This is a genomic window from Paraburkholderia sp. CI2 (assembly GCF_014201055.1).
Lineage (GTDB): Bacteria > Pseudomonadota > Gammaproteobacteria > Burkholderiales > Burkholderiaceae > Paraburkholderia > Paraburkholderia tuberum.
Window position 1 is genome coordinate 86,149 of sequence record NZ_JACHDL010000002.1, and the last position, 24,348, is coordinate 110,496.

Sequence of the window (24,348 nt, forward strand, 5' to 3'; positions counted from 1 at the left end):
AATCACAGCGCCACGACCGTTCCACTCATCACGGGGTGACCATGAAGGACTCCGCCAAAGCCGGGCTCGAGCAGTTCCTCACGTATCGTCTGCATGTACTGAACAAACTGGCCGAGCGCGGCATCAGCGCGCGCTACGCGGCGAAGCTCGACGTGACGCTGCCCGAAGCGCGGGTGATTGCGACGGTGGGATCGTTCGGACCGTTCTCGATCATGGAGTTGGCACGCCATGCCAATCTCGACAAAAGCCAGGCGAGTCGCGCGGCCGAAGCGCTGATCCGGCAGGGACTCGTGCAGCGCGAAGCGAGCGCCGCGGACGGCCGCGTCGTGCTGGTCTCGCTGACGCAGGAAGGCCGCGCGCTGTATCGCAAAGTGATGCCGATCGCGCGCAAGTGGAACGGCGATATGTTCGAGTGCCTCGACGAAGAGGAAAGGGCCGCGTTCGGCGCGGCGCTCGACAAGGTGATCCGTGCCATGAACGCGCGGGAGTGATAGCGCGCGGCGAACCGGCCGTGTTTGAAAAGCGCCGTTTCACGGCATTGGGCGGCGCGTGTCAAAATTGAGCCTCGGTCAACGCGCCTTCACCCTCTTTTTCATCCAGGGACGTTTCAGTGGACATCAACAAACAGGTCGCGGCACTCACCGCGTCGGAACTCCAGACCGCCGGCGCGAGCCAGGCGACCGCGATCGCGGTCAGCGTCGTGCTGCGGCATCTTCGTTCGCCGGAACTGGCGAAACTGCTGTCGTCGGCATTTGAAAATCATCAGGCGGTGATGCTGCAAACGCCGTGGCCGGACCAGATGCTGCAGGCGTTCGAGTCGACGCGCCGTTTCCTCGAAGGCGCCGCGCAAGCGGAATTGCCGGGCTCGCAGGAAGCGCCGGGAACGCCGGGTGCCTGAGTCGCGCGGTCGCGATGAAAGGCAGCGGAGCAACACTGAGGCCTTTCAGAAGACCGCGCAAAAAAGAAAAAACCCCGTCGGTCCAAAGACTTGACGGGGTTTTTCTCGACTACCAATAAGTGGTGCGAGGGAGGGGACTCGAACCCCTACACCCTTGCGGGCGTCAGGACCTAAACCTGGTGCGTCTACCAATTTCGCCACCCTCGCAGCCGGGTACGCCGCAATGCGTCGCACCCGATTGTCCTGTGCACTCCCAAGCGCGCTGAACACGTGCCCGAAAGCGTAAGCGCGAGATTCTAACCGATTGATTCGCGCTTGTCTGCACCCGGCGGTATCTGCGCGCGCGACGCCGATGCTACAATTTTCGGCTCGTCGAGACGGGCGCCGCGACGGACGTCGGCGCCCTTCTCGCCAGTCCTTCCCCACACTCTCATCCCGTGAATTTCGACGACTATTGCCAGCAGAAAGCGGCGCCCCCAGGATCGAGCACCTACTATGCGCTTCGCCAGGCGCGCGCCGCCAGTCAGCCGCTGTTGACGGCGCTCTTCGCATTGCGTCGCGAGTTCGAGGAAACGGTCAAGGAGACGAGCGATCCGGCGGTCGGCCGCACGAAGCTCGCGTGGTGGCAGAAAGAAATCGCCGCGCTGGCCGCGGGCTCGCCGTCGCATCCGGTGTCCAAGGCACTCGCGGCCTATCTGCCCGACGCGCAGGCCGAATATCGGGCTCTGCAGGAACTGCTCGCGGGCTTCGAGATGGATCTCGACCAGGCACGCTATCTCGACTATCCGAACCTGCGCCGCTATGTGCATGGTGTCGGCGGCAATTTTGCGTCGCTGGTGTCGCGCGCGGCTGCAACCGGATCGGCCGACGATGCCGCGCATGGGTCGGCGTGGGCCGCTCCGCTCGGCGAGGCGCTGATGCTCGCGCAGTTCGTCGCCGAAACCGGCAACGATGCCCGGCACGGCCGCATCTACGTTCCGATCGACGAGATGCAACGCTACAACGTCACCGCCGCCGATCTGATCAACCGCAAATACACCGACGCTTTCACCGAGCTGATGCGGTTCGAAACGAATCGCGCGCGCGACGCGGTGCAGACCGCGCTCGCCGCGGTGCCCGCCAGCGCGCGGCGCGCGCAGCGCACGCTGCTCGCGCTCGCGGCGCTCGCGTTGGCGTTGCTCGATGAAATCGAGCGCGACGGTTATCACGTGCTGCATCAACGCATCGCGTTGACGCCGATCCGCAAGCTATGGATCGCGTGGCGCGCGAAGTAGCCTGACAGCCGGGCGCGTCGATTCGCGCCCAGCGCCCAGCGCTCACGCCCGCAGCAACGGCAGCGGCTCGAACCGCTGCTGCAGAGTCGCAGGCGCGTCCAACCCCCACCAGGGCCCGAGCACCGTCGCATAAAGCTGGCGAAAATCCACGCCGACCGGCAGGTTGCCATTCCCCTCGAGCCGCGCAAGCATCGGCGGCACGCCAAACAAACCGCCCTGCACGCGACCGCCCGTGACGAAGTCCGGCGCCACCGTGCGGTGATCGGTGCCGTTGCTCTGGTTCTCGCGCGGACGGCGCCCGAATTCCGCGTACGTCATCACGAGCGTATCGTTCCACCGGCCCTATTCAGCGTGTTCCAAGCGGCCAGCACCTGCATTGCCGGTTTGATCGAACTGCCGAACGCGCCGCCCGGAAACGCGGTCTTCAACTGAGGCTGCCCTTGCGTCGCACGCAGACGATCGGCCGCTTTCACGATGTCGTTTTCGACGTCGAGAATAGGCGCGAGCGCGGGATTGCGCTCGTGCAAGGACACTGGCGTCGCGAGTCGAGAGGCCCTGACGAACTGCGCGGGATTGACCAGCGCGATCGCGCGCGCGCCGTTTGCGAGCGGCCCCATTTCGGCGCTGCCGATCACGACGCCGTCGGCCGCGAAACCGATGGGCACCGGCCTCATCGCGAACGCGCGCGTGAGCCAGCCGTCGCGCAGATATTGGTCGGAGCGTGACGCGGTATCCCAGATCTCGATCCAACGGAAATGCGACAGGTTCGGCTGCGCATAGCTGACGCCCTGCACGATCGCGAGCTGCCGGCTGCGCCAGAGCGGCATCAGCGGCTCCAACGCGGGATGCAGCGCGGTGCGCTCGTCGATCTGGATCATCTGTTCGCGTTTGATGCCGATGTTTTTGCGCAGCACGAGGTACGCGGGATCGGCGAACGGGATCACGGTGTTCAAACCGTCGTTGCCGCCTTTCAGCGTCGAACTGTTGATCCAGGACGCGCCGCCCGGCCATCCTTTGACGTTCGGCGGATAGAATAGGTTCTCGCCGAGCGCGCGTAGCGTCACCTCGATGTCATAACCGCTCGCGCGAAACTGCATGGCGATCGGCTCGACGCGTGCCGGGTCCGGCGTGTCGGAGATGTGACGCTGATCCGGCGTCCATGCGTTGCGCTCGGCGCGCGTTGGGATCGGCTTGAATACAGTCGGGAGGTCGCGATATCGCTTCGCGGCGCGCGCTCGTGAGTGCAACGGGATTTTTCACGCGGCAATGCGCGCGCTGGGATTAACGCTTGTACAACTCGCGCACGGCGTCTTCGATGTGCTGCCGCAACAGCCGACGCTCTTCGGGCGTCATATGCCCGTCGCGGCGACGTTGATCGAGATCGGGGGGAACCGCGGTGCGCAGCATCGCGTCAGAGGCAGGGCGATCGATGCTCGGGTTGTGGCGGCTGGTTCTGCCATTACCCGAGCGGGGCGCATGCTCGCTCGCCGCTCTATCCGCGGACGGCTGCGCATGAGCGAGCGTCGGGCCCAGTGTGCCTGCCAGCGTACCGGCAACCGCCAGTACAATCACGCTCAGGCGCACGTTTGGCCAAACCCCTCCCTTCATGTTGTTCCCTTCGTGGCGCGGCAACCGGCTACCTCAGATGCGTATACAAACCCCGGTAACAGCCGGGTGCGAGAGTTTTGTCGAGTGAAGTATCCACCGAACAGCCGCATTCAGTAAAGCAGTCTAAACGCGCATACTTTACGTCGCGCCACACCGCGGGTAAATTTTGTAACCGACTGTAACCCCAGAAATGGTGTAACCGCGCACCACTTTCTAATCGCGCTAAGATGCCGACCATGGAAACCAAAAACCCTTCGAAAATCCTCGTCGTCGACGACGATCCACGCCTGCGCGATCTTCTGCGCCGCTACCTCGGTGAACAAGGCTTCAACGTCTACGTCGCCGAAAATGCGCCGTCAATGAACAAGCTCTGGGTGCGCGAGCGCTTCGATCTGCTGGTGCTCGATCTGATGCTGCCCGGTGAGGACGGCCTGTCGATCTGCCGGCGACTGCGCGGCAGCAACGACCGCACGCCGATCATCATGCTGACGGCCAAGGGTGAGGATGTCGATCGCATCGTCGGCCTCGAGATGGGTGCCGACGACTATCTGCCCAAGCCGTTCAATCCGCGCGAACTGGTCGCGCGCATTCACGCGGTCCTGCGTCGCCAGTCGCCGTCCGAATTGCCGGGTGCTCCGTCCGAGACCACCGAGGTCTTCGAGTTCGGCGAGTTCGCGCTGAATCTCGCCACCCGCACGCTAACCAAGGCCGGCCAGGAAATTCCGCTCACCACCGGTGAGTTCTCGGTGCTGAAGGTATTCGCGCGTCATCCGCGTCAGCCGCTGTCGCGCGAAAAGCTGATGGAACTCGCACGCGGGCGCGAATACGAGGTCTTCGACCGCAGCCTCGACGTGCAGATCTCGCGTCTGCGCAAGCTGATCGAGCCGGATCCGGGCAGCCCGCGCTTCATTCAGACCGTGTGGGGCCTCGGCTACGTCTTCATCCCCGACGGTGCAGCCTGAGTTTGTGCTCCGTTTTCGTTTCTGTGTCACATAAGAAGGGCCCATGCGGATCGACCGGCGCCTCCTGACGCTCGCGTTCGGCGGCCTTTTCTGGCGGACCTTTCTGCTGATCGCGCTGTTGATCGCAGTCAGTCTCGCCGCGTGGTTCCAGAGCTTTCGCGTGATCGAGCGTGAGCCGCGCGCGCAGCGCGTGGCTCTGCAACTCGTCGCGATCGTCAAGCTCACGCGCACCGCACTCCTCTATTCCGATCCCGACCTGCGGCGCGCGCTGCTGCAGGATCTGGAGAGCAACGAAGGGGTGCGCGTGTACCCGCGCGAAGCCACCGACAAATACAAACTCCAGCCCGACGAATCGTTGAATCGCCTGATCGAGCACGATATCCGCGGCCGTCTCGGCGACGACACCATAATCGCGCAGAGCGTCAACGATATCAACGGCGTATGGATCAGCTTCAAGATCGACGACGACGATTACTGGGTCGCGCTCGACCGCGATCAGCTCGACAACGCCACCGGCCTGCAATGGGCCGGCTGGGGCGTGTTCGCGCTCGCGCTGTCGCTGTTCGGCGCGGCGTTCATCACGAGTCTGGTGAACCGGCCGTTCGCGCGTCTGGCGATGGCCGCGCGCCGGGTCGGCTCGGGGCAATCGCCCGAGCCGCTGCCCGAGCGCGGCATGGGTGTGGCCGCCGAAACCAATCGAAGCTTCAACCAGATGGTGCGCGACCTCGAACAGCTCGAGGCGGACCGCGCGCTGATGCTCGCGGGCATCTCGCACGATCTGCGCACGCCGCTCGCACGGCTGCGGCTCGAGACCGAAATGAGCCCGTCCGATCAGCCCACCAAGGACGCGATGGTCGACGACATCGAGCAGATGGACATGATCATCGGCCGCTTCCTCGACTACGCGCGTCCCGTTCAGCGTGTGCCGGAACCGGTGGACCTCTCGGTGATCGCGAGCGAACTCGCCGCACGCATGCAAAGCGAGGACAGCATGCGGCTGATCACGCGGCTCGCTCCGTCGGCGGTGATCGAGGCCGATGAAACCGACATGCGTCGCGTGGTCGGCAATCTGCTCGAGAACGCGCGCAAATATGGCCTCAGCGACGGCGACGGTGTGCCGCACGTGATTCTCGAAACGCGCGTGTCGCACTCGCGCGTCGAACTCTCGGTGGTCGACGAAGGCCCCGGCATTCCCGAAGACCAGCTCGCGCTCGTCACGCGGCCGTTCTATCGTGTGAATTCGGCGCGCACCCAGGCCAACGGCACGGGCCTCGGCATGGCGATCGTGCAGCGGCTCGTCGCCCGTTATCGCGGCGCGCTGCGGCTGCGCAACCGCTCGCCCGGACCAGGGCTTGAAGTGACGATCGAGTTTCCGCTCGCGAGAAGCGCGTGAGCCGACGACGCGCGGCACCGCGCGCCGTCGCCATTCGAAACACGCCGCTTGTTGCGACTTCCGAAGGAGCCTTTGCATGAAAACCGTTGGCGATAAACTCGAAGCGTTCACCGTCATTGCCGCCAAGCCGGGCTTCAACCATCACGAAGAACACGGCGTCTCGGCGTTCGAATACATCACCGAGCAGTCGTTTCGAGGCAAATGGAAAATCATTTACTTCTATCCGAAGGATTTTTCGTTGGTCTGCCCGACGGAAATCGTCGAATTCAACAAGCTCGTCAAGGAGTTCGAGGACCGCGAGGCCGTGCTGCTCGGCGGCAGCGTCGACAATGAATACGTGAAGCTCGCGTGGCGCCGCGAGTACAAGGAGCTCGACCGGCTCAACCACTACTCGTTCGGCGACGTGAAAGGCGAGCTGATCGACCAGCTCGGCGTGCGCGACAAGGAAGCGGGCGTCGCGCTGCGCGCGACCTTTATCGTCGATCCGGACAACACGATCCAGCACGTGTCGGTCAACAATCTGTACGTGGGCCGTAATCCCGAAGAAGTGCTGCGCATCCTCGACGGCCTGCAAACGGACGAGCTGTGTCCGAGCAATCGGACGATTGGCGGCGCGACGCTGTAAGCGGCACCGCCCGTCACCCAAACAAAAATCCCGTTCAGCTCCTGACCAGCAACACCGCGGCCTGCGCCTCGATGCCCTCGCCGCGGCCGAGATAACCGAGCTTCTCGTTCGTCTTTGCCTTGACGTTCACGCGCTCGATCGGCAGACCGAGGTCCGCCGCGATATTGGCGCGCATCCCTTCGATATGCGGTGCGAGCTTCGGCGCCTGCGCGATCACGCTGCTGTCGACGTTGCCGATCGCAAAGCCGGCCGCCTTCACGCGCGCCACGCATTCGCGCAGCAGCACGCGGCTGTCGGCGCCGGCGAACTTCGCGTCGGTATCGGAGAAGTGGCGGCCGATATCGCCCAACGCGGCCGCGCCGAACAGCGCGTCGGTGATCGCGTGCAGCAGCACATCCGCGTCCGAGTGACCGAGCAACCCGCGCTCGTACGGAATCGTTACGCCGCCGATGATCAACGCGCGTCCCGGCACCAGCGCATGCACGTCGTAGCCCTGCCCAATTCTGAAATCCATGTGCGTCACGTCCTCAAGTGCTGAAGCTTTTAAAGCTTCTTTAAAGCCTTTCTAAATCTTTCCAATGTGCCCAGGCGCGGTTTCACGAACCGGCGGGGCGGCTCAGAATCGCCTCGGCCAGATCGAAATCTTCCGGATACGTGACCTTGAAGTTACGCAGGCTGCCTTGCACGAGCTTCGGCGCGTGGCCCGACCATTCGATCGCGCTCGCCTCGTCGGTCAGATCGTGGCCGTCGGCCTGGGCGCGCAGGATCGCCTCGCGCAGCATGCCGATGCGGAACATCTGCGGCGTCTGCGCCTGCCACAAGCCGTCACGCGCTTCGGTATGGGCGATGCGGCCATCGGCCGACGCGCGGTCGATACGCTTCAAGGTATCGGCGACCGGCAACGCCATGATGCCGCCGACCGCATCGTCCTTGAGCGAACCGATCAGCGTACGGATCAGCGCCGGCGTGATGCCCGGCCGGGCCGCGTCGTGCACGAGCACCCAGTCGGCGTCGTGGGCGCCGAACTCGGCGAGCGCGTGCAGACCGTTGAGCACCGACGCCTGGCGCGACGCGCCGCCCACGCGACGCACCGCGAAGCGCAGATTGCCGAAGCGGCGGGCGTCGAAGTGCTGGTCGTCGGGCGCGATGACGACGAGCGTCTGCGTGAATTCGCTGCACGCGTCGAACGCGGCGAGCGAGTAATGCAGCATGTCGCGGCCGGCGACAGTGCGGTATTGCTTGGGCATCGCGGCACCGGAACGGCTGCCGGAGCCTGCGCACGGGATCAGGGCAAAGAGACGGGAAGTCACGAGTGCGGATGCCGCCAAATCAAAGTAAAGGACGGATTTTATAATAGGTCCTTCGCATCCACGCCCGTACACGCGTAAACTTGGCCGTCGCGTGAGCCCCGAGCCGCCCCTTTTTCTCCTTTATGCCAGACATCGCCGCATCCTCGCAGTCCTCCCCGCCCGTCGCGCTCGTCAAGGCCGGCCAGCGTTTCGCCTTCGACGGCACGCGCGGTTCGTCCGACGCGCTGCTGATCGCCCGCTACCATCTCGCGTATCGCGAGAAGATGCCGCTGCTTGCGGTGGTCTGCGAAAGCGCGGTCGACGCGCAGCGGCTGTCGCAGGAAATCGGCTTCTTCGCGCCGGACGCGCGCGTGCGCCTCCTGCCCGACTGGGAGACGCTGCCTTACGACACGTTTTCGCCGCACCAGGACCTCGTCTCCGAGCGTCTCGCGACGCTGCACGACCTCGGCGAAGGCCGCTGCGACATCCTGCTCGTGCCGGCCACGACGGCCTTGTACCGGATGCCGCCTGCATCGTTTCTGGCCGCCTACACGTTCTCGTTCTCGCAAGGCGAGCGGCTCGACGAAGCGAAGCTGAAGGCGCAGCTGACGCTCGCCGGCTACGAGCACGTGAGCCAGGTGGTGCGTCCCGGCGAATATTGCGTGCGCGGCTCGCTGCTCGATCTGTTCCCGATGGGCTCGCCGCTGCCCTACCGGATCGACCTGTTCGACGACCAGGTCGACTCGATCCGCGCGTTCGACCCCGACACGCAGCGCAGCCTCTATCCGGTCAAGGACGTGCGCCTGCTGCCGGGCCGCGAATTCCCGTTCGACGAGGCCGCGCGCACCGCATTCCGCAGCCGCTGGCGCGAGACTTTCGAGGGCGATCCGAGCCGCGCGTCGATCTATAAAGACATCGGCAACGGCGTGCCGTCGGCGGGCATCGAATACTATCTGCCGCTGTTCTTCGAGGAGACGGCCACCCTCTTCCATTACCTGCCCGACGGTTCGCAACTCGCGTTCGTCGGCGATCTGGACGCGGCGATCCGGCGCTTCACCAACGACACGAAGCAGCGCTTCAATTTCCTGTCGCACGACCGCGACCGGCCGATTCTCGAACCGCAGAAGCTGTTCCTGTCGGACGAGGATTTCTTCACCTTCGCGAAACCGTTCGCACGGCTCGTGCTGCCCACCAACGGCGACGGCGCCTGGTCGATCGCGCTGCCGAACCTCGCGATCGATCGTCACGCCGACGATCCCGTCTCGGCGCTGCGCGCGTATCTGAGCACGACGCCGAACCGGGTGCTGTTCGCCGCCGAATCGGCGGGCCGCCGCGAGACGCTGCTGCAACTGCTCGCCGACAACCAGCTGAAGCCCGCCTCGGCCGACAGCTTCGCCGACTGGCTCAAGAGCGACGCGCGTTTCTCGCTCGGCGTCGCGCCGCTCGCGAACGGCTTCGCGCTGCCGGGCGACGGCATCGCGATCATCACCGAAACCGAGCTGTACGGGCCGCTCGCGCGCCGCTCGGGACGCCGCCGCCAGGAACAGGCGAGCAACGTCGATTCGATGGTGCGCGATCTGTCCGAACTGAAGCTCGGCGACCCGGTCGTGCATTCGCAGCACGGTATCGGCCGCTACATGGGTCTCGTGACGATGGATCTCGGCGAAGGCGAAACCGAGTTCCTGCACCTCGAATACGCGGGCGACAGCAAGCTCTACGTGCCGGTCGCGCAATTGCACGTGATCTCGCGCTATAGCGGCGCCGATCCGGACAGCGCGCCGCTGCATTCGCTCGGCTCGGGCCAGTGGGAAAAGGCCAAGCGCAAGGCCGCGCAGCAGATCCGCGACACCGCCGCCGAGCTGCTTAACCTGTACGCCCGCCGTGCCGCCCGCGAGGGCCACGCGTTCGCGCTCGAACCGAAGGACTACGTGAAGTTCGCCGAGAGCTTCGGTTTCGAGGAAACGCCGGACCAGGCCGCCGCGATCGCGGCCGTGATCGGCGACATGACGAGCGGCAAGCCGATGGACCGGCTCGTATGCGGCGACGTCGGCTTCGGCAAGACCGAGGTCGCATTGCGCGCGGCGTTCATCGCGGTGATGGGCGGCAAGCAGGTCGCGCTGCTGTCGCCGACCACGCTGCTCGCCGAGCAGCACACGCAAACCTTCAGCGACCGCTTCTCCGACTGGCCGGTGCGCATCGCCGAGCTGTCGCGCTTCAAGTCGACCAAGGAAGTCAACGCGGCGATCCGGCAGATCAACGAAGGCGCGGTCGACATCGTGATCGGCACGCACAAGCTGCTGTCGTCCGATGTGCAGTTCAAGCGGCTCGGACTCGTGATCATCGACGAGGAGCATCGCTTCGGCGTGCGCCAGAAGGAGGCGCTGAAAGCGCTGCGCGCGGAAGTCGACGTGCTGACGCTGACCGCGACGCCGATCCCCCGTACGCTCGGCATGGCGCTCGAAGGCCTGCGCGACTTTTCGGTGATCGCAACGGCGCCGCAAAAGCGCCTCGCGATCAAGACCTTCGTGCGGCGCGAGGAAGACAGCGTGATTCGCGAAGCAATGCTGCGCGAGTTGAAGCGCGGCGGCCAGGTCTACTTCCTGCACAACGAAGTCGAGACGATCCAGAATCGCCGGCAGATGCTCGAAGAGCTGGTGCCCGAAGCGCGCATCGCGGTCGCGCATGGACAGATGCACGAGCGGGAACTGGAGCGGGTGATGCGCGACTTCGTCGCGCAACGCGCGAACGTGCTGCTGTGCACGACGATCATCGAAACCGGCATCGACGTGCCGAGCGCGAACACGATCCTGATCCACCGCTCCGACAAGTTCGGCCTCGCGCAATTGCATCAGCTGCGTGGCCGCGTCGGCCGCTCGCATCACCAGGCGTACTCGTATCTGCTCGTGCACGATCCGCAGGGGCTCACCAAGCAGGCGCAACGGCGGCTCGAAGCGATCCAGCAGATGGAGGAACTCGGCTCGGGCTTCTATCTCGCGATGCACGACCTCGAAATTCGCGGCACCGGCGAGGTGCTCGGTGACAAGCAGTCGGGCGAGATTCACGAGATCGGCTTCCAGCTTTATACCGACATGCTCAACGACGCAGTGAGGGCGCTCAGGAACGGCAAGGAGCCAGACCTCACCGCGCCGCTCGCCGCGACCACCGAGATCAACCTGCATTCGCCGGCGATCCTGCCGTCGGACTATTGCGGCGACGTGCAGGAACGTCTGTCGCTGTACAAGCGCCTCGCGAACTGCGAACACAACGATTCGATCGACGGCATCCAGGAAGAGCTGATCGACCGCTTCGGCAAGCTGCCGCCGCAGGCGCATGCGCTGGTGGAGACGCATCGACTGCGGCTCGCCGCGAAGCCGCTCGGCATTTCGAAGATCGATGCCGGTGAAGCGGTGATCGGCCTGCAGTTCATCCCCAATCCGCCCGTCGACGCGATGCGGATCATCGAGATGGTGCAGAAGCACAAGCACATCAAGCTCGCGGGTCAGGACAAGCTGCGTATCGAAACGCGCAGCCCGGATCTCGCGGTGCGCGTCGCGACCGTCAAGGAGACCTTGCGCGCGCTCGGTTCGCCGAGCCGCGGCACGGCGGCGGCGCCGGCTCGCTGAGCGCGGCACGCTGCGCGCACAGGCTCGTGAAAACCGCAGAAAACGGGGGGACGTCCCCCGTTTTTTGCATCGATGCTGCGCTGCGCCAACGCGAGCCCGGCTTTTTGGACATCCTTACGAAAATGCAATTTGGGATATGATCGATAGACACAAAACGCTGGAGTCATGTCATGTCTCGCGTCGCTGAAACAGCGCGATCGTTGCAGTCGTCCGCCACCTCCGCGTCCCCCGCTTCTCCGATATCTCTGCCCTGGGTCACCCGTCTCGTGTCGATGGACACGGTGAGCCGCAATCCAAACCTCGGCCTGATCGAAACCGTGCGCGACGAACTGCGCGCGGTCGGTATCGACGCGACGCTGACGCACGGCAAGGGCGGCAAATGGGCGAACCTGTTCGCGACCATTCCCGCGCACGACGGCGAAACGAACGGCGGCGTCGTGCTGTCGGGCCACACCGATGTCGTGCCGGTGGACGGCCAGCAATGGGACAGCGATCCGTTCAAGCCGGAGATTCGCGGCGACAAGCTCTATGGCCGCGGCACCTGCGACATGAAGGGCTTCATCGGCGCGGCGCTCGCGCTCGTGCCGGACATGCAGCGCACGAAGCTCGCGAAGCCGATCCACTTCGCGCTGTCGTTCGACGAGGAAGTGGGCTGCGTGGGCGCGCCGCTTCTGATCGCCGATCTGATGAAGCGCGGCGTGAAGCCGGACGGCTGCATCGTCGGCGAGCCGACCAGCATGCGCCCGATCATCGCGCACAAAGGCATCAACGCGTATCAGTGCTGCGTACGCGGCCAGGCCGCGCATTCGTCGCTGACGCCGAAGGGTTTGAACGCGATCGAGTACGCGGCTCGCCTGATCTGCTACATCCGCGACATGGCCGACCAGTTCCGCGCGCAAGGCCCCTTCGACGAACTGTACGACGTGCCGTTCAGCACCGCGCAGACCAGCACGATCACGGGCGGCAACGCAATCAACACGGTGCCGGCCGAATGCCAGTTCCAGTTCGAGTTCCGCAATCTGCCGACGCTCGATCCCGAGCCGATCTTCGCGCGCATCGACAGCTACGCGCGCGAAACGCTGCTGCCGAAAATGCTGCGCGAGCATCCGTCGGCCGCGATCGAGATCACGAAGATCGCCGCGGCGCCCGGACTCGATTCGTCCGAACAGGCCGCGATCACGCAGCTCGTCCGCGCGCTGACGGCCGACCAGGACAAGCGCAAGGTCGCATACGGCACCGAGGCCGGCCTGTTTTCGAACGCGGGGATTCCGAGCATCGTCTGCGGCCCCGGCGACATCCAGCAGGCGCATAAGGCGAACGAATTCGTCGAGCTCGAGCAGCTCGTCGCGTGCGAGCGCTTCTTGCGCAAGTTCATCCACAGCATGTCGGTCGAGGCCGCTTAGCCCGTTTCGTTGCAGCGGCGCGCAGCCGCAGTGAACCTGCGCGCCGAGCCACGGGCCTCAGCGACATCGACGACTCCGGAGCGACCGCCATGTCCAGCGCCATGCCGCAGCACACGGATCACACGATCGACGGTGAGCCGATCCCCACGCTCGACGACATCGCCGCGCAGCACTTCGCGTTGACGCCCTGGGTCGCGCGCACGCCGGTGTTCGACCGGCTCGACTTCTCGTCGCTGCGCGGCACCGTCGTCAATTTCAAGTTCGAGCTGCTGCAGGCGGGCGGCAGCTTCAAGGCACGCGGCGCCTTCACGAACCTGCTCGCGCTCGACGACGCGCAGAAGAGCGCGGGTGTCACCTGCGTGTCGGGCGGCAATCACGCGGTGGCGATCGCCTATGCGGCGATGCGGCTCGGCGTCAGCGCTAAGGTCGTGCTGTTCAGCGCAGCGAATCCGGCCCGCGTCGCGTTGTGCCGCGAGTACGGCGCCGACATCGTCTATGCGGAAGATCTCGCCGAAGCGTTCGAACTGGTGCGCCGCGTCGAGGCCGAGGAAGGCCGCTATTTCGTGCATCCGTTCAACGGCTATCGCACGGTGCTCGGCTCGGCGACGCTCGGCTACGAATGGGCCACGCAAACGCCCGACCTCGAAGCGGTGATCGTGCCGATCGGCGGCGGCGGACTCGCGGCCGGGGTCTCCACCGCGCTGCGGCTCGCGAATCCGAACGTGCACGTGTACGGCGTCGAACCCGAAGGCTCGGACGTGATGAGCAAGAGTTTCGCCGCCAACCATACGGTCAGAATGGGCCACATGCACAGCATCGCCGATTCGCTGATGTCGCCGCATACCGAGCAATACAGCTACGAGCTGTGCCGCCGCCATGTCGATCGGATCGTCACCGTGTCCGACGACCAGTTGCGCGAGGCGATGCTGATCCTGTTCAATCAGCTGAAGCTCGCGGTCGAGCCGGCTTGCGCGGCCGCCACGGCCGGATTGCTCGGACCGCTGCGCGAACAGTTGCAGGGCAAACGCGTGGGCGTGCTGCTGTGCGGCGCCAATATCGACCCGGTCAGTTTTGCCGCGCATCTGGAGCGCGCGCGCCATAGCGAGTCACAGTTTCCTCAATAGCGACGCGCAGCAAATGCGCTTGTTGCCTTGCGGCTAAAGCACTAGCCTATCCGCTTCGGGTTGGTATGATTCGGCTATTCACATCAGGGAGGTGTATGTATGAGCATGATCCAGGAATTTAAAGAATTTGCCCTCAAAGGCAACGTGATGGATCTGGCGGTCGGTGTGATTATCGGCGGCGCGTTTTCCACCATTGTCAATTCCGTGGTTAAAGACCTGATCATGCCGGTTGTCGGGGTCGCTACCGGCGGCCTCGATTTCTCCAACCTGTTCGTTCGCCTGGGCCATATTCCGGCCACTTACAAAGGCAACCCCGAATCATATAAAGACCTGCAGACGGGTGGCGTGGCGGTGTTCGGTTACGGTTCGTTCATTACCGCGACGATCAACTTCATCATTCTCGCGTTCATCATCTTTCTGATGGTCAAGTTCATCAACAAACTGCGCAAGGAGCCGCAAGCCGCGCCGGCGGAGCCGCCGCCGCCGCCGGAAGACGTGCTGCTGCTGCGCGAGATCCGCGATTCGCTGAACAACCAGCAGCGTTAATCGTCGAATCAAGCTCGGGTTGGACGGCCTGAGCCGGTGAAATCAAAAGGCCTGTTGCGATCGGCGTCGCAACAGGCCTTTGTGTTTTCACGCTGCCTTCAGCGCGCTGCGCTTTATCGAGCCTTACTCATCCTTTCGCCGCTTCAATTGCGCGGCATTTTCGATCATCGCTTCGAGCTGGCCGAAATTGACCGGCTTCGTCAAATGCGATGTAAAGCCCGCGCTCAAACAGCGGCGCACGTCCTCGTCGGTGCCGAAGCCGGTCAGCGCGACGGCTGGCACGTCGGAATGTTCGCGAAACGCCTTGACGAAATCGAGACCGGTGCCATCGGGCAATCCGACATCGCTGACAACCAGATCGAACCTGTGCAACTGCGTCGCCGCAAGCGCATCGTCGACGCGCCCGACCACCATCACCTGATGACCCAAGCCGCGCATCAATTGGGCCATCACGTCGGCGGTGTCGGCATGGTCCTCGATCAGCAGCACGGACAGCGAACTCGCCGGCTGCACGTTGCTCGGCACGATGACCGGCGGCGCGGGGGCCGGCGCGGCGGCGGTCGGCAGCGTGATCGTGAAGGTCGCGCCGCAATGCGGACCGGGACTCTGCGCGGTCACAGTGCCGCCGTGCACGTCCGTCAAAGCCTTCGTGATCGCGAGACCGAGACCCAGGCCGCCGAACTGCCGCGTCATGCTTTGGTCGCCCTGCTCGAACGCATTGAACAGCTTGCCGATCTGCTCCGGCTCGATGCCGATGCCGGTGTCTTCGACCGAGATCTGCACCTGCATGCGTTCGTCGCGTGTGCGCACATAGATATGGCCGCCGTCCGGCGTGAACTTCGCGGCATTGCGAATCAGGTTCCACAGCATCTGTTGCAGCCGCGCGCGATCGGCGAGCACGTAGTGATGCGTCGCGTGCTTCTCGACATGCACGTCCTGCTGCTTGACCTGGATTTCGCTGCGAAAGAGTTCGAGCACGCTGTCGATCACCTCGTGTACGTCGACGGTCTCCAGCGACAGCCGCAGCTTGCCGTTCGCGACGCGCGTCAGATCGAGCAGATCGTCGATCAGCCGCGCCTCCAGTTCGACGTTGCGGCGGATCATGCGCACGCTCGCACGCGCCTGCTCCGGCAGTTCCGGGATCATCTCGAGCACGCTCGCGCCCGCGAGCACCGGCGTGAGCGGTGTGCGCAATTCGTGCGACAGCATCGCGAGAAAACGGTCCTTCGCGCGATTCGCCTGTTCGGCCGCCTGGCGCGCGGCCTGCTCGGACTCGAGCAGTCGCTCGCGCTCCTCGATCGCCTCGCGCTGCGAGTGGATGTCGGTGCAGCTACCGAACCATTTGCTGACGTTGCCATCGGCATCGCGCATCGCGACCACGCGCACGTCGAACCAGCGGTACTCGCCGTCGTGGCGGCGAATCCGCAGCTCGTGCCGATAGTCGCCGCTGCGGCTCGCGACGGCCTTCAGCCAGCTTTGCCGGATCTGCTCGCGATCGTCGGGATGCACGGCGTCGAGCCACGCGAGACCCTGCGAGCCATGTTCGGGCAAGCCGGTGTAGTCGTACCACTGCTTCGACAGGAAGTCGCAATCGCCGGCCGCGTCGCAGGTCAGCACGAGATGCGGCAACGTCTCCGACAGCGTGCGGTAATGCAGCTCGCGATCGCGCAGCAGTAGCGCTTCGTCGGACGCGCGTTGCAGCCGCACCTGCGACAACACGCGCTCCACGGCCTCTGGCAGATAGTCGAGATAGTCGCCGGACTTCGGCACCACGTCGGACACGCCCGCGCGCAGCGCTTCGATCACGCGCGACTCGTCGGTGAAGCCGGTCACGAGGATCGCCGGAATGCGCACGCCCTCCGCGCGCAGACGCCGGAAGAAATCGAGCCCGGTCTCCGGTCCGCTCAGCTGATAATCGAGCACGAGCAGATCGGGGGCGCGGCTCGCGAGCCGCTCGCGGGCCGCCTCGACGCCGGCGCAGATCGTCACCCGGCAGCCGGCGCGTTCGAGCGACTTGCGCGCGAGCCGCAAGATGCCCTCGTCGTCATCGACGACGAGCACATAGGCGGCGTGCGGCGTGGACACTTCTTCGATCATGCAGGTGCTCTCCGGCTCGATACGGTGCTCATCTTGTCATGAACGGCTTTCGGACAGCTTCAGGGCGGCGCGAGCCGCTGCCCCGGCGGCAGTTTGACCACTTGCAGGAAAAAGCCGAGCCGACGCACGGCCTCGATGAACGCATCGTATTCGACCGGCTTGCAGAGATAGACGTTGCAACCGAGTTCGTAGCAGCGCGCGATTTCGCGCGGATCGTCGGTCGTGGTCAGCACGATCACGGGCACGGCGGCGGTCTCGGGGGCTTCCTTCAGACGCCGCAACACCTCGAAGCCGTCGACGCGCGGCATCTTCAGATCGAGCAGCACGACGAAATTCGCCAGATTCTCGCGCGGCGGATAGGGATGGCCGTCGGCGTCGGTCAACGGCTCAGCGGCCGCGGGGCCAAAGAAGTAATCGAGCGCCTGCTGGCCGTCGCGAAAGCGCACGAAGCCGTTCGAAATGCCCGCGCGGCGCAGATTCCTCTCGACGAGCGTCGCGTGGCCGTCGTCGTCTTCGATCAGAACGATGCTGACCGCTTGCGCGTGATTCATAGGCTCTCCGTCCCAACGATTCGTCATCCATGCCGCCGGGAGAATGGCAGCGGCAGTGCCCGCGCCGGCGTGCGCGGCGCTCAGAGGCGCGCCGGCTGCTCGGGCAGCACCACGAAAAAGGTCGATCCGGCGCCTTCGGCCGATTCGACCCAGACGCGCCCGCCGTGCCGCTCGACCGCGCGCCGCACCACCGCGAGGCCGATCCCCTCGCCGCTTGCAACGTCCCCGTGCAGACGCTGGAACGCGCGAAACACCTTCGACAGATACACGGCCGGAATGCCGAGCCCATTATCGCGGACGTAATAGGTGCGCATACGGACCGCGCGCGGCTCGCTTTCGTCGACGGGTTCGGGCGCGAGCGCGCCGACCTCGATGCGCCCGCGGCGCGCCGGATCGAGGAAAGTCAGCGCATTGCCGATCAGGTTGCCGAAGATCTGCTCGACCGCCGCCGGATCGCCCCATGCGGGCGGCAGCTCGCGCACCGTGACGCTCGCGGCGCGCTGGCCGATCGTGCCTTGCAGCCCATCGACGACTCGCGCCACCGCGCGCTCGACGCTGACCCGCTGCCACTGATATTCGAGCCGTCCCGCGCGCGAGATGCGCAACAGCGCCTCGATGATCGCCGCCGCGCGCGCGACCGCGGTGCGCAAATAGTGCAACGATTCGCGCACGTCGCCATCGAGGATCTGCGTCATGCGCCGTGCTTCGTTCTCCGGCAGACGAGCCTGTCCGACGAGCACGTCGAGTTCGTCGCACGACACGTGCAGTTCTTTCGAAAACCCCTGCAGATTGACGAGCGGCGAGCGCAGATCGTGCGACACGCTGTAGATGAACATCTCGTTGTCCTGCGTTTCCTGGCGCAATTCCTCATTGACGGCCGCCAGTTCGCGCGCCCGTGCTTCGAGCTCCGTCTTCAGCGCCTCCTGCCCGGCTTCCGCCTCGCGCAGACGCGCATCGGTCTGATGCAGCACCGTGTCGAGCGCGGCGATTTCGTCGCTGCCCGACAACGGCGCCGCGAGCGGCCGGCCGCTGCCGAGCCGCTCGGCGTTATCGGTCAGCACTTCGAGGCGTTGGCCGATGCCGCGCGCGAACACGAAGGCGGTGACCGCCCAGATCAACATCGAGCCGAACACCGCGGCGATCAGCACGCGCTGCTGAAGCACGCGCCGCTCGCGGAGCGCGCTCGAGCGCTCGACGTCGAGCGCCGACGCCGCCGCGCCGAACTGGGCCAACTCGTCGCGGAACACGGCGATCTGCTCCGGCAACTCGCCGGTTTCGAGCGCGATATAGGGGCGTAGACTGCGCCCCTCGTGCAACGCCTGCGAGATCGCGACACTCTGTTCGCGATACGCGTCGATCGCGCGCCGCATGCTGCGCACGCGCTCGGCCTGGGCCGGCGTTTCGGCGACGAGCGCATCGAGCTTCGCGAGCCGGTCATTCAGGTCGACCCACACCGCATGGCGGTCGATCAGCGAGGCGCTGCCCGTCACCATCGCCGTGCGCACGCGCGCGGCCTGACGCAGCAGCGGATCGACGATGGCCGACGACTCGTAGAGGATCTGCTTGCTGTTGTCGACCCATCGCGCGGCCTGCGCGGTCCGCTCCTGGGTATCGAAGACGACCCCGAGCAGCGCGAGTTCGACCACGCTCGGTATCGCGATCAGCAGCAGACCTTTGGTAAATAGTTTCATGGTTCCGTCAGGGCGTTCAGGCTGTGGTTCAGGCTGTCACTCGAACGGCGGGGCTCGCGCGCACCCGTCGCGCCCTGCAAGGCGGGCGCCGCGCGGCTGGACGGGCCATTATCGACGTGAATCAGAGATATTTCAACGACGCGCCAGCAAGCGCTCGACCACACAAAGATGACTTTTTTATTGGGATGGGATGTTTTTTCCGCGCCGCCTGCGTCTATGATGGAGACAAGGTGTGCTGGGATGCGAATGCGCGCGGCGAGGCGGTTCGGCATGATTCGTGCGGGAGGCGGTGGGGCGATGCGGTAGCGTCGAATCATCGTGAATCCGGCCTTGTCGTATGCTATAAAACATCGACGTGCGGCGCGCGAAAGCCGGGAGTGGTCGCATGAGGACGCAGCGATTCTTGCAATTCTTTTTCAGGCGAATTTTTATGTCCTTCCCGAAAAAGCGTAGACGCGCGAAGGTGGACGGCGACGAGTCGTTCCTCGCGGTTCTGCGGCATTTCAAGCCGTTCGGTCAACTCGACACCAAGATTGCGCGGGCTCGCGCGCAGGACGAACCGGTGCTCTATGCACACGTGCTGCCCGGACTCGACGTGCTTCTATGCAGTGTGCGCGGCGCACAGCCGCCCTACCCCGCACCAGCCGAATTGCGGCGGCGCTGCCTCGAATCCATTACCAACGCGCTGGAGCAGCCGCTCGATGGTCTCGAGAACGGCGGCTACTGGTACGAGGCCGACGGCTTCGGCTTCCTCGTGTTCGCGAGCCGTGCGCGCGGCAAGATTCTGATGGAGTTCGGCGCGACACGAATCGGTACCCGGCGCGGCGTGCGTCGCCAGGATGCGTCGGGCGATGCAACACCACGTTCGCTCAGATAGGCCAATCGGGCACCCTGAAGTTCAGGGCTGCTGACAGGTCGTTCTCTTCGCTTCATCGAAACCCTGGCTCGACGGCAACCGCGCGCAGCTCTTCACGCGGCATCATGCCGTTGATTCGGCGATCGCATCATCGACGCGCTCGCCGCGCCTCAGCTGCCCTTGTATTCGGCCGCGCTCGCCGGCGACGACGTCGCTGGCTTACGATCCACCGCGGCTGGCGACGACGCGCCGCCCGAAGACTTGTTGACCGGCGCGCCCTCGAGCGATATCGGCGCCTTCGGCTGCTGCTTGACGCCCGGCGGCGGCGCCTTCGGCATCTGCCGCACTTGCGCGAGCAATTGCGCGCACGGCAGCGGCTTGTTGTTGCTCGGCGCAAGCAGCGGGATCAGCGCCGCGAACGGATTGATCAGCCCGAGCCCGACCGCCGCGCCGCCGCGCAACGCGAGCGCGGCCGCATTGACGCCGACGTGCGGATCCTTGAAGGTGCCCTTCACGTACAGCGGCGAGCGCAGCGAAAAGACCCGGAAGCCCTTCGTATGCGGATGCACGCCCAGGTCCATCGTCTCGTCGCGCAGATTCACGTGACCGTCGATGTTGATCACCGCGTCGCCGGTGTCGAGCGCGAACACGCGCGCTTCGAGCACGCCGTCGGTCGCGACGAAATCGGCGGCCGCGCAATTGATCTTCACGTTGCTAGTGCCGAACAGCTTTTCATAGACGACGTTCGCGACGTTGAGCCCGGCCGCCTCCATCAGCAGACGACTCACGGTGCCGTCGGTCACGAGCGCCTTCAACTCGCCGTTCGAAGTCGCCGCGAGCGCCGCCGGCGAATTACCGGTCGCGGACAGCGACGCATCGCCGTTGATCTCGCCGAGCGCGTTCTGCATCGTCTTGAAGCTCGGGAACAATTGCTTCAACTTGACGTGCCGCGCCGACATCGCGAAGCGGCCCTTCAGCGGCGCCGCGCTGCCATCGAGATGAATGTCCGACGCGAGCGAGCCGCCCGCGACGCCGAACTTCAGCGGCACGAGCGACAGCACGCCGTCGGTCATCACGACGTGCGTGTACAGACCGGTGATCGGCAGGTTCGCGTTCTTGATGATGCGCCGGCCGGTGAACTTGACGTCGGCGTCGATCGCCTTCCAGCGCTCGGTGCGGAACTCCTCGACCGGCAGTGCGCGGTTGCCCGGCTGCGCGGCCGCGTCGCCTCGCCTCGCCTTGCTCGCGTTCGAATCGGCGCCGATCACCGGCGCGAGATCCGAGAACTGCAACAGATGCGACTCGAGTTCGCCCTGCAGCAGCGGACGTGGCTCGCGCGCGGTATAGGTCAACGAACCGTTCAGATCGCTGCCGCCGACCCGGCCTGTAAAGTTTTCATACGTGAACACGTTGCCGCTCGATTTGAACTGACCGATCAGACGACCCTCGGTCGCGTACGGCGGGGTCTCGGGCAAGGTCACGCCGGTCAGCGAATACAGGCGCGCCATGCTGTTGCCCTGCAGCCAGAGACGCAGATCGAGCGCCGCGAGATGCGCCGGATCGGTGATCGTGCCGACGAAGGCGATATGCAGATCGCCGGCTTTGACATCGGCCTGCACCGGGAACGGCCGGTTCGCGTCTTGCAGCGCGAGCACGCCGCCGAGCTTGCCGTTGCCCGACACCGGCGTGCGGTTGTAGGTGCCCTTGACGGTCCAGCCGATCGCATAAAGCGGCGTCGCGCGCCTGGCGCCAGGTGCGGTGCCGCTCGCCCCCGAGACAGCCGCGGCCGGGCTGGCGCTCCCGCTGGTGGTTTCGGCTGGGGCGGCGGCGCCGCTCGTCGCGAGCGCGCCGGAAACCGCGGCCACGCCCGACGTTGCGGACGCGCCCGATGCGCCCGACGCCTGCGCCGCCGCTTCATAAGCCGCCGCTGCGGAAGCCGCCTTCACCTCCGAGGCCGCCTGTGCCTCGGCCTGCGCGGCGAGTTGGCGCGCGCCCGCCCGGCCGACGGCCTGAGCCGACGCGCTGCGCGAGGCCGCTTCCTGCTGCTTCAGCGCGTCGCCGATCGGGATCGGCTGCCCGAGCGTATCGACGACCATCTGCACCTCGACCTTCTTCTGCTGATCCGACAGCGCGATGTTGCCCTTCGCGAACGCGATATCGTGCAGATCGAGCTTCCACTCGGTGGGTCCGCTCGACGACGGCAGCTTGAAGGTCCAGTTATTGCGCCCGTCGACAAGACGTTCCAGATCGACCGACGGATTCACGAGGTTGATCGCCGGAATCACGATGTCGTGCGCGAGCAGCGGCAGCACCTCGACCTCGAAGTCGATTTCGTCGAGCGTCGCGAACTGCGGCTGTTTGGTCCAGTCGGGATTGCCGATCGTGATGTTGGCCGCCGAAAAGCGCGGCCAGGGCACCCAGCCGCGCCAGCCGGTCTCGCCGACCGCATGACGCCAGCCCACCTTCAGGTCGCCGTTGATCGCAAACGGCCGGCCGATCGCCTGGCTGACCTTGTCGTCGATGTAAGGCCGCGCGCGGTTCCAGTCGAAGCTCAGGATGAAGATGACGAGCGCGACGATCAGGATCACGAGCGCCGCCAGCAGCCATGCAAAGATTTTTCCGACCCGTCGTCCGGTGCCGCTCGACCCTGCCATTGAAAAGCTCCGCGTATTGTTCTACGTTGTGCACCGTGCAGCAGTTATCGTACCTGGCGCGCGAGCATGAATCGCCGCGTCGGTCGTGCGCTGTTGCGCCTCGTCGTTTTATCATGGCGCACGCTTTGCCGACAGCCCCACCGGCGCACCCTCCCCACGACGTTCCAACCATGACCGATGTTCCCTTCGTCCTCGCCGACGGCATCGTGCGGCGCGATGCGCAACGCGGCCAGACGCTGTTGCAGCCGACCACCTTCGCCCTGCGCGCCGGCGAGCGCGTCGCGATTACCGGACCGTCCGGCTCCGGCAAGAGCGTGTTTCTGCGCGCGCTCGCGCTGCTCGATCCGGTCGATGCGGGGCGCATCCTGTGGCATGGCGCGCCGCTCGAGCGTGCGCGGATTCCGCGCTACCGGCGCGCAATCGCGTATATCCGGCAGCGGCCCGCGCTGATCGACGGCAGCGTCGAAGACAATCTGCGCTATCCGTTTGAGCTGCGGGCATATCGCGACGCGCGCTTCGATCGCACGCGCGCGGCCAGTCTTGCGATGCAGGCCGGCCGCGGCGAGGACTTTCTCGGCAAGCGCGCCAGCGAATTATCGGGTGGCGAAGCGCAGATCGCCGCACTGATCCGCGTGCTGCAACTCGCGCCCGAAGTGCTGTTGCTCGACGAGCCGACCGCATCGCTCGACCCGGCGTCGTCGCGCGCGATCGAAGCGCTCGTGCAGGCGTGGTTCGATGCCGCGCCGGGCGCTCACGCATCGATGTGGGTGTCGCATGATCTCGAGCAGGCGGCACGCATGAGCGAACGGCATCTGACGATGCGCGCCGGCGTACTGGCCGAACACACTTCCGTGCGGCGCGATGCGGACCAACGCGCTCCCGCGGACCAGCGTCGGGAGCCCCGCCAATGAGCCTGCAGAATCTGAGCTTATGGGACGTAGCGATCGCGACGCTGCTGATCGTCGTGAATGGCGCGGTGTCGGTCGCGCTGAAGCTCGATCTCGAGCGCAAGCTCGCATGGGCGGCGGTGCGCACCGTGGTCCAGTTGCTCGCGATCGGCTATGTGCTCGGCTGGGTGTTCAGTTTCGCTCGCTGGTACGTGGTGCTGCCGCTGATGATCGTGATGACGCTGATCGCCGGTTTCGCCGGCGCGCAGCGCGGCAGCCACACCTATGCCGGACAACGCGCCGACAGCGTGCTGTCGATCTGGGTCAGCTCGTGGCTCGTGGCCGCGGTGGGACTGTTCGTCGTGATCCGCATCCATCCGTGGTACGCGCCGCAATATGCGATTCCGATTCTCGGCATGATCCTCGGCAACACGCTGACCGGTGTATCGCTCGGCATCGAGCGGATGACCGAGGAGCTGACCGCGCGGCGCGACCGCGTCGACATGGCGCTCGCGCTCGGCGCGACACGCTGGGAGGCCGCGCAGGCGCCGGCGCGCCAGGCGGTGCGCGCGGGCATGATGCCGACGTTGAACCAGATGGCGGTGGTCGGCGTCGTCAGTTTGCCGGGCATGATGACCGGTCAGGTGCTGGCCGGGCAGTCGCCATTGCAGGCGGTGCGCTATCAGATCGTCATCATGTTTCTGATCGCCGCGGCAGCGGCGCTGGGGACCGTGGGCGCGGTGCTGCTCACGTACCGGCGGCTCTTTTCGGCCGAGCATCAGTTCTTGCCGGCGCGGCTCGGCGAGCGTGAGGCACGCAAAGGATGACGCACAAGGATGACGCGCTAGCGCGTGCTACGGTCGCGCA

General features: G+C 65.4%; 21 protein-coding genes, 1 tRNA gene and 1 pseudogene. 13 read left to right on the forward strand and 10 right to left on the reverse strand.

Annotation, left to right across the window (positions count from 1 at the left end):
* Positions 1–41: 41 nt before the first annotated feature.
* On the forward strand, positions 42–491 hold the full coding sequence (locus HDG32_RS04145) for a MarR family winged helix-turn-helix transcriptional regulator (protein WP_184063596.1): 450 nt from the start codon (positions 42–44) through the stop codon (positions 489–491).
* Between the two features lie 119 nt (positions 492–610).
* Positions 611–898: a hypothetical protein gene (locus HDG32_RS04150; RefSeq protein ID WP_184063597.1), complete on the forward strand. Its 288-nt coding sequence runs from the start codon at positions 611–613 to the stop codon at positions 896–898.
* A 120-nt stretch (positions 899–1,018) separates the two neighbouring features.
* Here the strand turns inward: HDG32_RS04150 and HDG32_RS04155 are convergent.
* Positions 1,019–1,105 (reverse strand) — tRNA-Leu (locus HDG32_RS04155).
* Between the two features lie 230 nt (positions 1,106–1,335).
* Here HDG32_RS04155 and HDG32_RS04160 point away from each other — a divergent pair.
* The gene (locus tag HDG32_RS04160; protein ID WP_184063599.1) at positions 1,336–2,172 is read left to right on the forward strand and encodes a squalene/phytoene synthase family protein; all 837 of its coding nucleotides are present in this window, start codon (positions 1,336–1,338) and stop codon (positions 2,170–2,172) included.
* Positions 2,173–2,214: 42 nt separating this feature from the next.
* Here HDG32_RS04160 and HDG32_RS04165 read toward each other — a convergent pair.
* Both HDG32_RS04165 and HDG32_RS04170 read right to left on the reverse strand, forming a co-directional pair.
* Positions 2,215–3,146, reverse strand: a pseudogene (locus HDG32_RS04165) (DUF1501 domain-containing protein); the annotation flags it as partial.
* A 307-nt stretch (positions 3,147–3,453) separates the two neighbouring features.
* Positions 3,454–3,780 carry a hypothetical protein gene (locus tag HDG32_RS04170; RefSeq protein ID WP_184063601.1) on the reverse strand — a complete coding sequence of 109 codons (327 nt, stop codon included), beginning with the start codon at positions 3,778–3,780 and terminating at the stop codon, positions 3,454–3,456.
* 227 nt (positions 3,781–4,007) lie between these two features.
* On the opposite strand from HDG32_RS04170, the gene ompR reads away from it, so the two are divergent.
* The 3 genes from ompR (at position 4,008) to HDG32_RS04185 (ending at position 6,760) form a co-directional block, all read left to right on the forward strand.
* A complete protein-coding gene (gene ompR, locus HDG32_RS04175) occupies positions 4,008–4,742 on the forward strand; it encodes a two-component system response regulator OmpR (RefSeq protein WP_006048917.1) in 735 nt (244 codons plus the stop codon).
* Positions 4,743–4,785: 43 nt separating this feature from the next.
* Positions 4,786–6,135: an ATP-binding protein gene (locus HDG32_RS04180; protein ID WP_184063603.1), complete on the forward strand. Its 1,350-nt coding sequence runs from the start codon at positions 4,786–4,788 to the stop codon at positions 6,133–6,135.
* Positions 6,136–6,211: 76 nt separating this feature from the next.
* Positions 6,212–6,760, forward strand: coding sequence for a peroxiredoxin (locus tag HDG32_RS04185; protein ID WP_184063606.1), 549 nt, complete (start codon positions 6,212–6,214; stop codon positions 6,758–6,760).
* Between the two features lie 34 nt (positions 6,761–6,794).
* Here HDG32_RS04185 and ispF read toward each other — a convergent pair whose 3' ends face one another.
* A complete protein-coding gene (gene ispF, locus HDG32_RS04190; RefSeq protein WP_018432029.1) occupies positions 6,795–7,274 on the reverse strand; it encodes a 2-C-methyl-D-erythritol 2,4-cyclodiphosphate synthase in 480 nt (159 codons plus the stop codon).
* 82 nt (positions 7,275–7,356) lie between these two features.
* A complete protein-coding gene (gene ispD / locus HDG32_RS04195) occupies positions 7,357–8,070 on the reverse strand; it encodes a 2-C-methyl-D-erythritol 4-phosphate cytidylyltransferase (protein ID WP_184063609.1) in 714 nt (237 codons plus the stop codon).
* Positions 8,071–8,192: 122 nt separating this feature from the next.
* On the opposite strand from ispD, the gene mfd reads away from it, so the two are divergent.
* The 4 genes from mfd to mscL all read left to right on the forward strand — a co-directional run bounded on the left by mfd (position 8,193) and on the right by mscL (position 14,745).
* Complete coding sequence (gene mfd, locus HDG32_RS04200) at positions 8,193–11,672, forward strand: transcription-repair coupling factor (protein ID WP_184063612.1); 3,480 nt, start codon at positions 8,193–8,195, stop codon at positions 11,670–11,672.
* A gap of 170 nt (positions 11,673–11,842) precedes the next feature.
* On the forward strand, positions 11,843–13,075 hold the full coding sequence (argE, locus tag HDG32_RS04205; RefSeq protein ID WP_184063615.1) for an acetylornithine deacetylase: 1,233 nt from the start codon (positions 11,843–11,845) through the stop codon (positions 13,073–13,075).
* 89 nt (positions 13,076–13,164) lie between these two features.
* Positions 13,165–14,199: a threonine/serine dehydratase gene (locus tag HDG32_RS04210; protein ID WP_184063618.1), complete on the forward strand. Its 1,035-nt coding sequence runs from the start codon at positions 13,165–13,167 to the stop codon at positions 14,197–14,199.
* A gap of 99 nt (positions 14,200–14,298) precedes the next feature.
* Positions 14,299–14,745, forward strand: coding sequence for a large conductance mechanosensitive channel protein MscL (gene mscL / locus HDG32_RS04215; RefSeq protein ID WP_090804694.1), 447 nt, complete (start codon positions 14,299–14,301; stop codon positions 14,743–14,745).
* A gap of 123 nt (positions 14,746–14,868) precedes the next feature.
* Here mscL and HDG32_RS04220 read toward each other — a convergent pair whose 3' ends face one another.
* The 4 genes from HDG32_RS04220 to HDG32_RS04235 all read right to left on the reverse strand — a co-directional run bounded on the left by HDG32_RS04220 (position 14,869) and on the right by HDG32_RS04235 (position 19,401).
* A complete protein-coding gene (locus HDG32_RS04220) occupies positions 14,869–16,842 on the reverse strand; it encodes a response regulator (RefSeq protein WP_184063621.1) in 1,974 nt (657 codons plus the stop codon).
* Between the two features lie 59 nt (positions 16,843–16,901).
* On the reverse strand, positions 16,902–17,393 hold the full coding sequence (locus HDG32_RS04225) for a response regulator (RefSeq protein WP_184063624.1): 492 nt from the start codon (positions 17,391–17,393) through the stop codon (positions 16,902–16,904).
* Between the two features lie 80 nt (positions 17,394–17,473).
* Entirely contained in the window at positions 17,474–19,084 is a 1,611-nt protein-coding gene (locus tag HDG32_RS04230; protein WP_184063627.1) for an ATP-binding protein, read from the reverse strand.
* Positions 19,081–19,401 carry a hypothetical protein gene (locus HDG32_RS04235; protein ID WP_184063630.1) on the reverse strand — a complete coding sequence of 107 codons (321 nt, stop codon included), beginning with the start codon at positions 19,399–19,401 and terminating at the stop codon, positions 19,081–19,083. Before HDG32_RS04235 ends, HDG32_RS04230 begins: the two co-directional genes overlap by 4 nt.
* A gap of 68 nt (positions 19,402–19,469) precedes the next feature.
* Here HDG32_RS04235 and HDG32_RS04240 point away from each other — a divergent pair, with 68 nt between their 5' ends.
* Positions 19,470–19,961 carry a hypothetical protein gene (locus HDG32_RS04240; protein ID WP_184063633.1) on the forward strand — a complete coding sequence of 164 codons (492 nt, stop codon included), beginning with the start codon at positions 19,470–19,472 and terminating at the stop codon, positions 19,959–19,961.
* A gap of 149 nt (positions 19,962–20,110) precedes the next feature.
* Here HDG32_RS04240 and HDG32_RS04245 read toward each other — a convergent pair whose 3' ends face one another.
* Entirely contained in the window at positions 20,111–22,594 is a 2,484-nt protein-coding gene (locus HDG32_RS04245; RefSeq protein ID WP_184063636.1) for an AsmA family protein, read from the reverse strand.
* 170 nt (positions 22,595–22,764) lie between these two features.
* On the opposite strand from HDG32_RS04245, the gene HDG32_RS04250 reads away from it, so the two are divergent.
* Both HDG32_RS04250 and HDG32_RS04255 read left to right on the forward strand, forming a co-directional pair.
* The gene (locus HDG32_RS04250) at positions 22,765–23,505 is read left to right on the forward strand and encodes an ATP-binding cassette domain-containing protein (protein ID WP_184063639.1); all 741 of its coding nucleotides are present in this window, start codon (positions 22,765–22,767) and stop codon (positions 23,503–23,505) included.
* Positions 23,502–24,308 (forward strand): ABC transporter permease, encoded by an 807-nt coding sequence (locus HDG32_RS04255; protein WP_184063642.1) that lies wholly within the window; start codon positions 23,502–23,504, stop codon positions 24,306–24,308. Before HDG32_RS04250 ends, HDG32_RS04255 begins: the two co-directional genes overlap by 4 nt.
* Positions 24,309–24,348 lie beyond the last annotated feature (40 nt).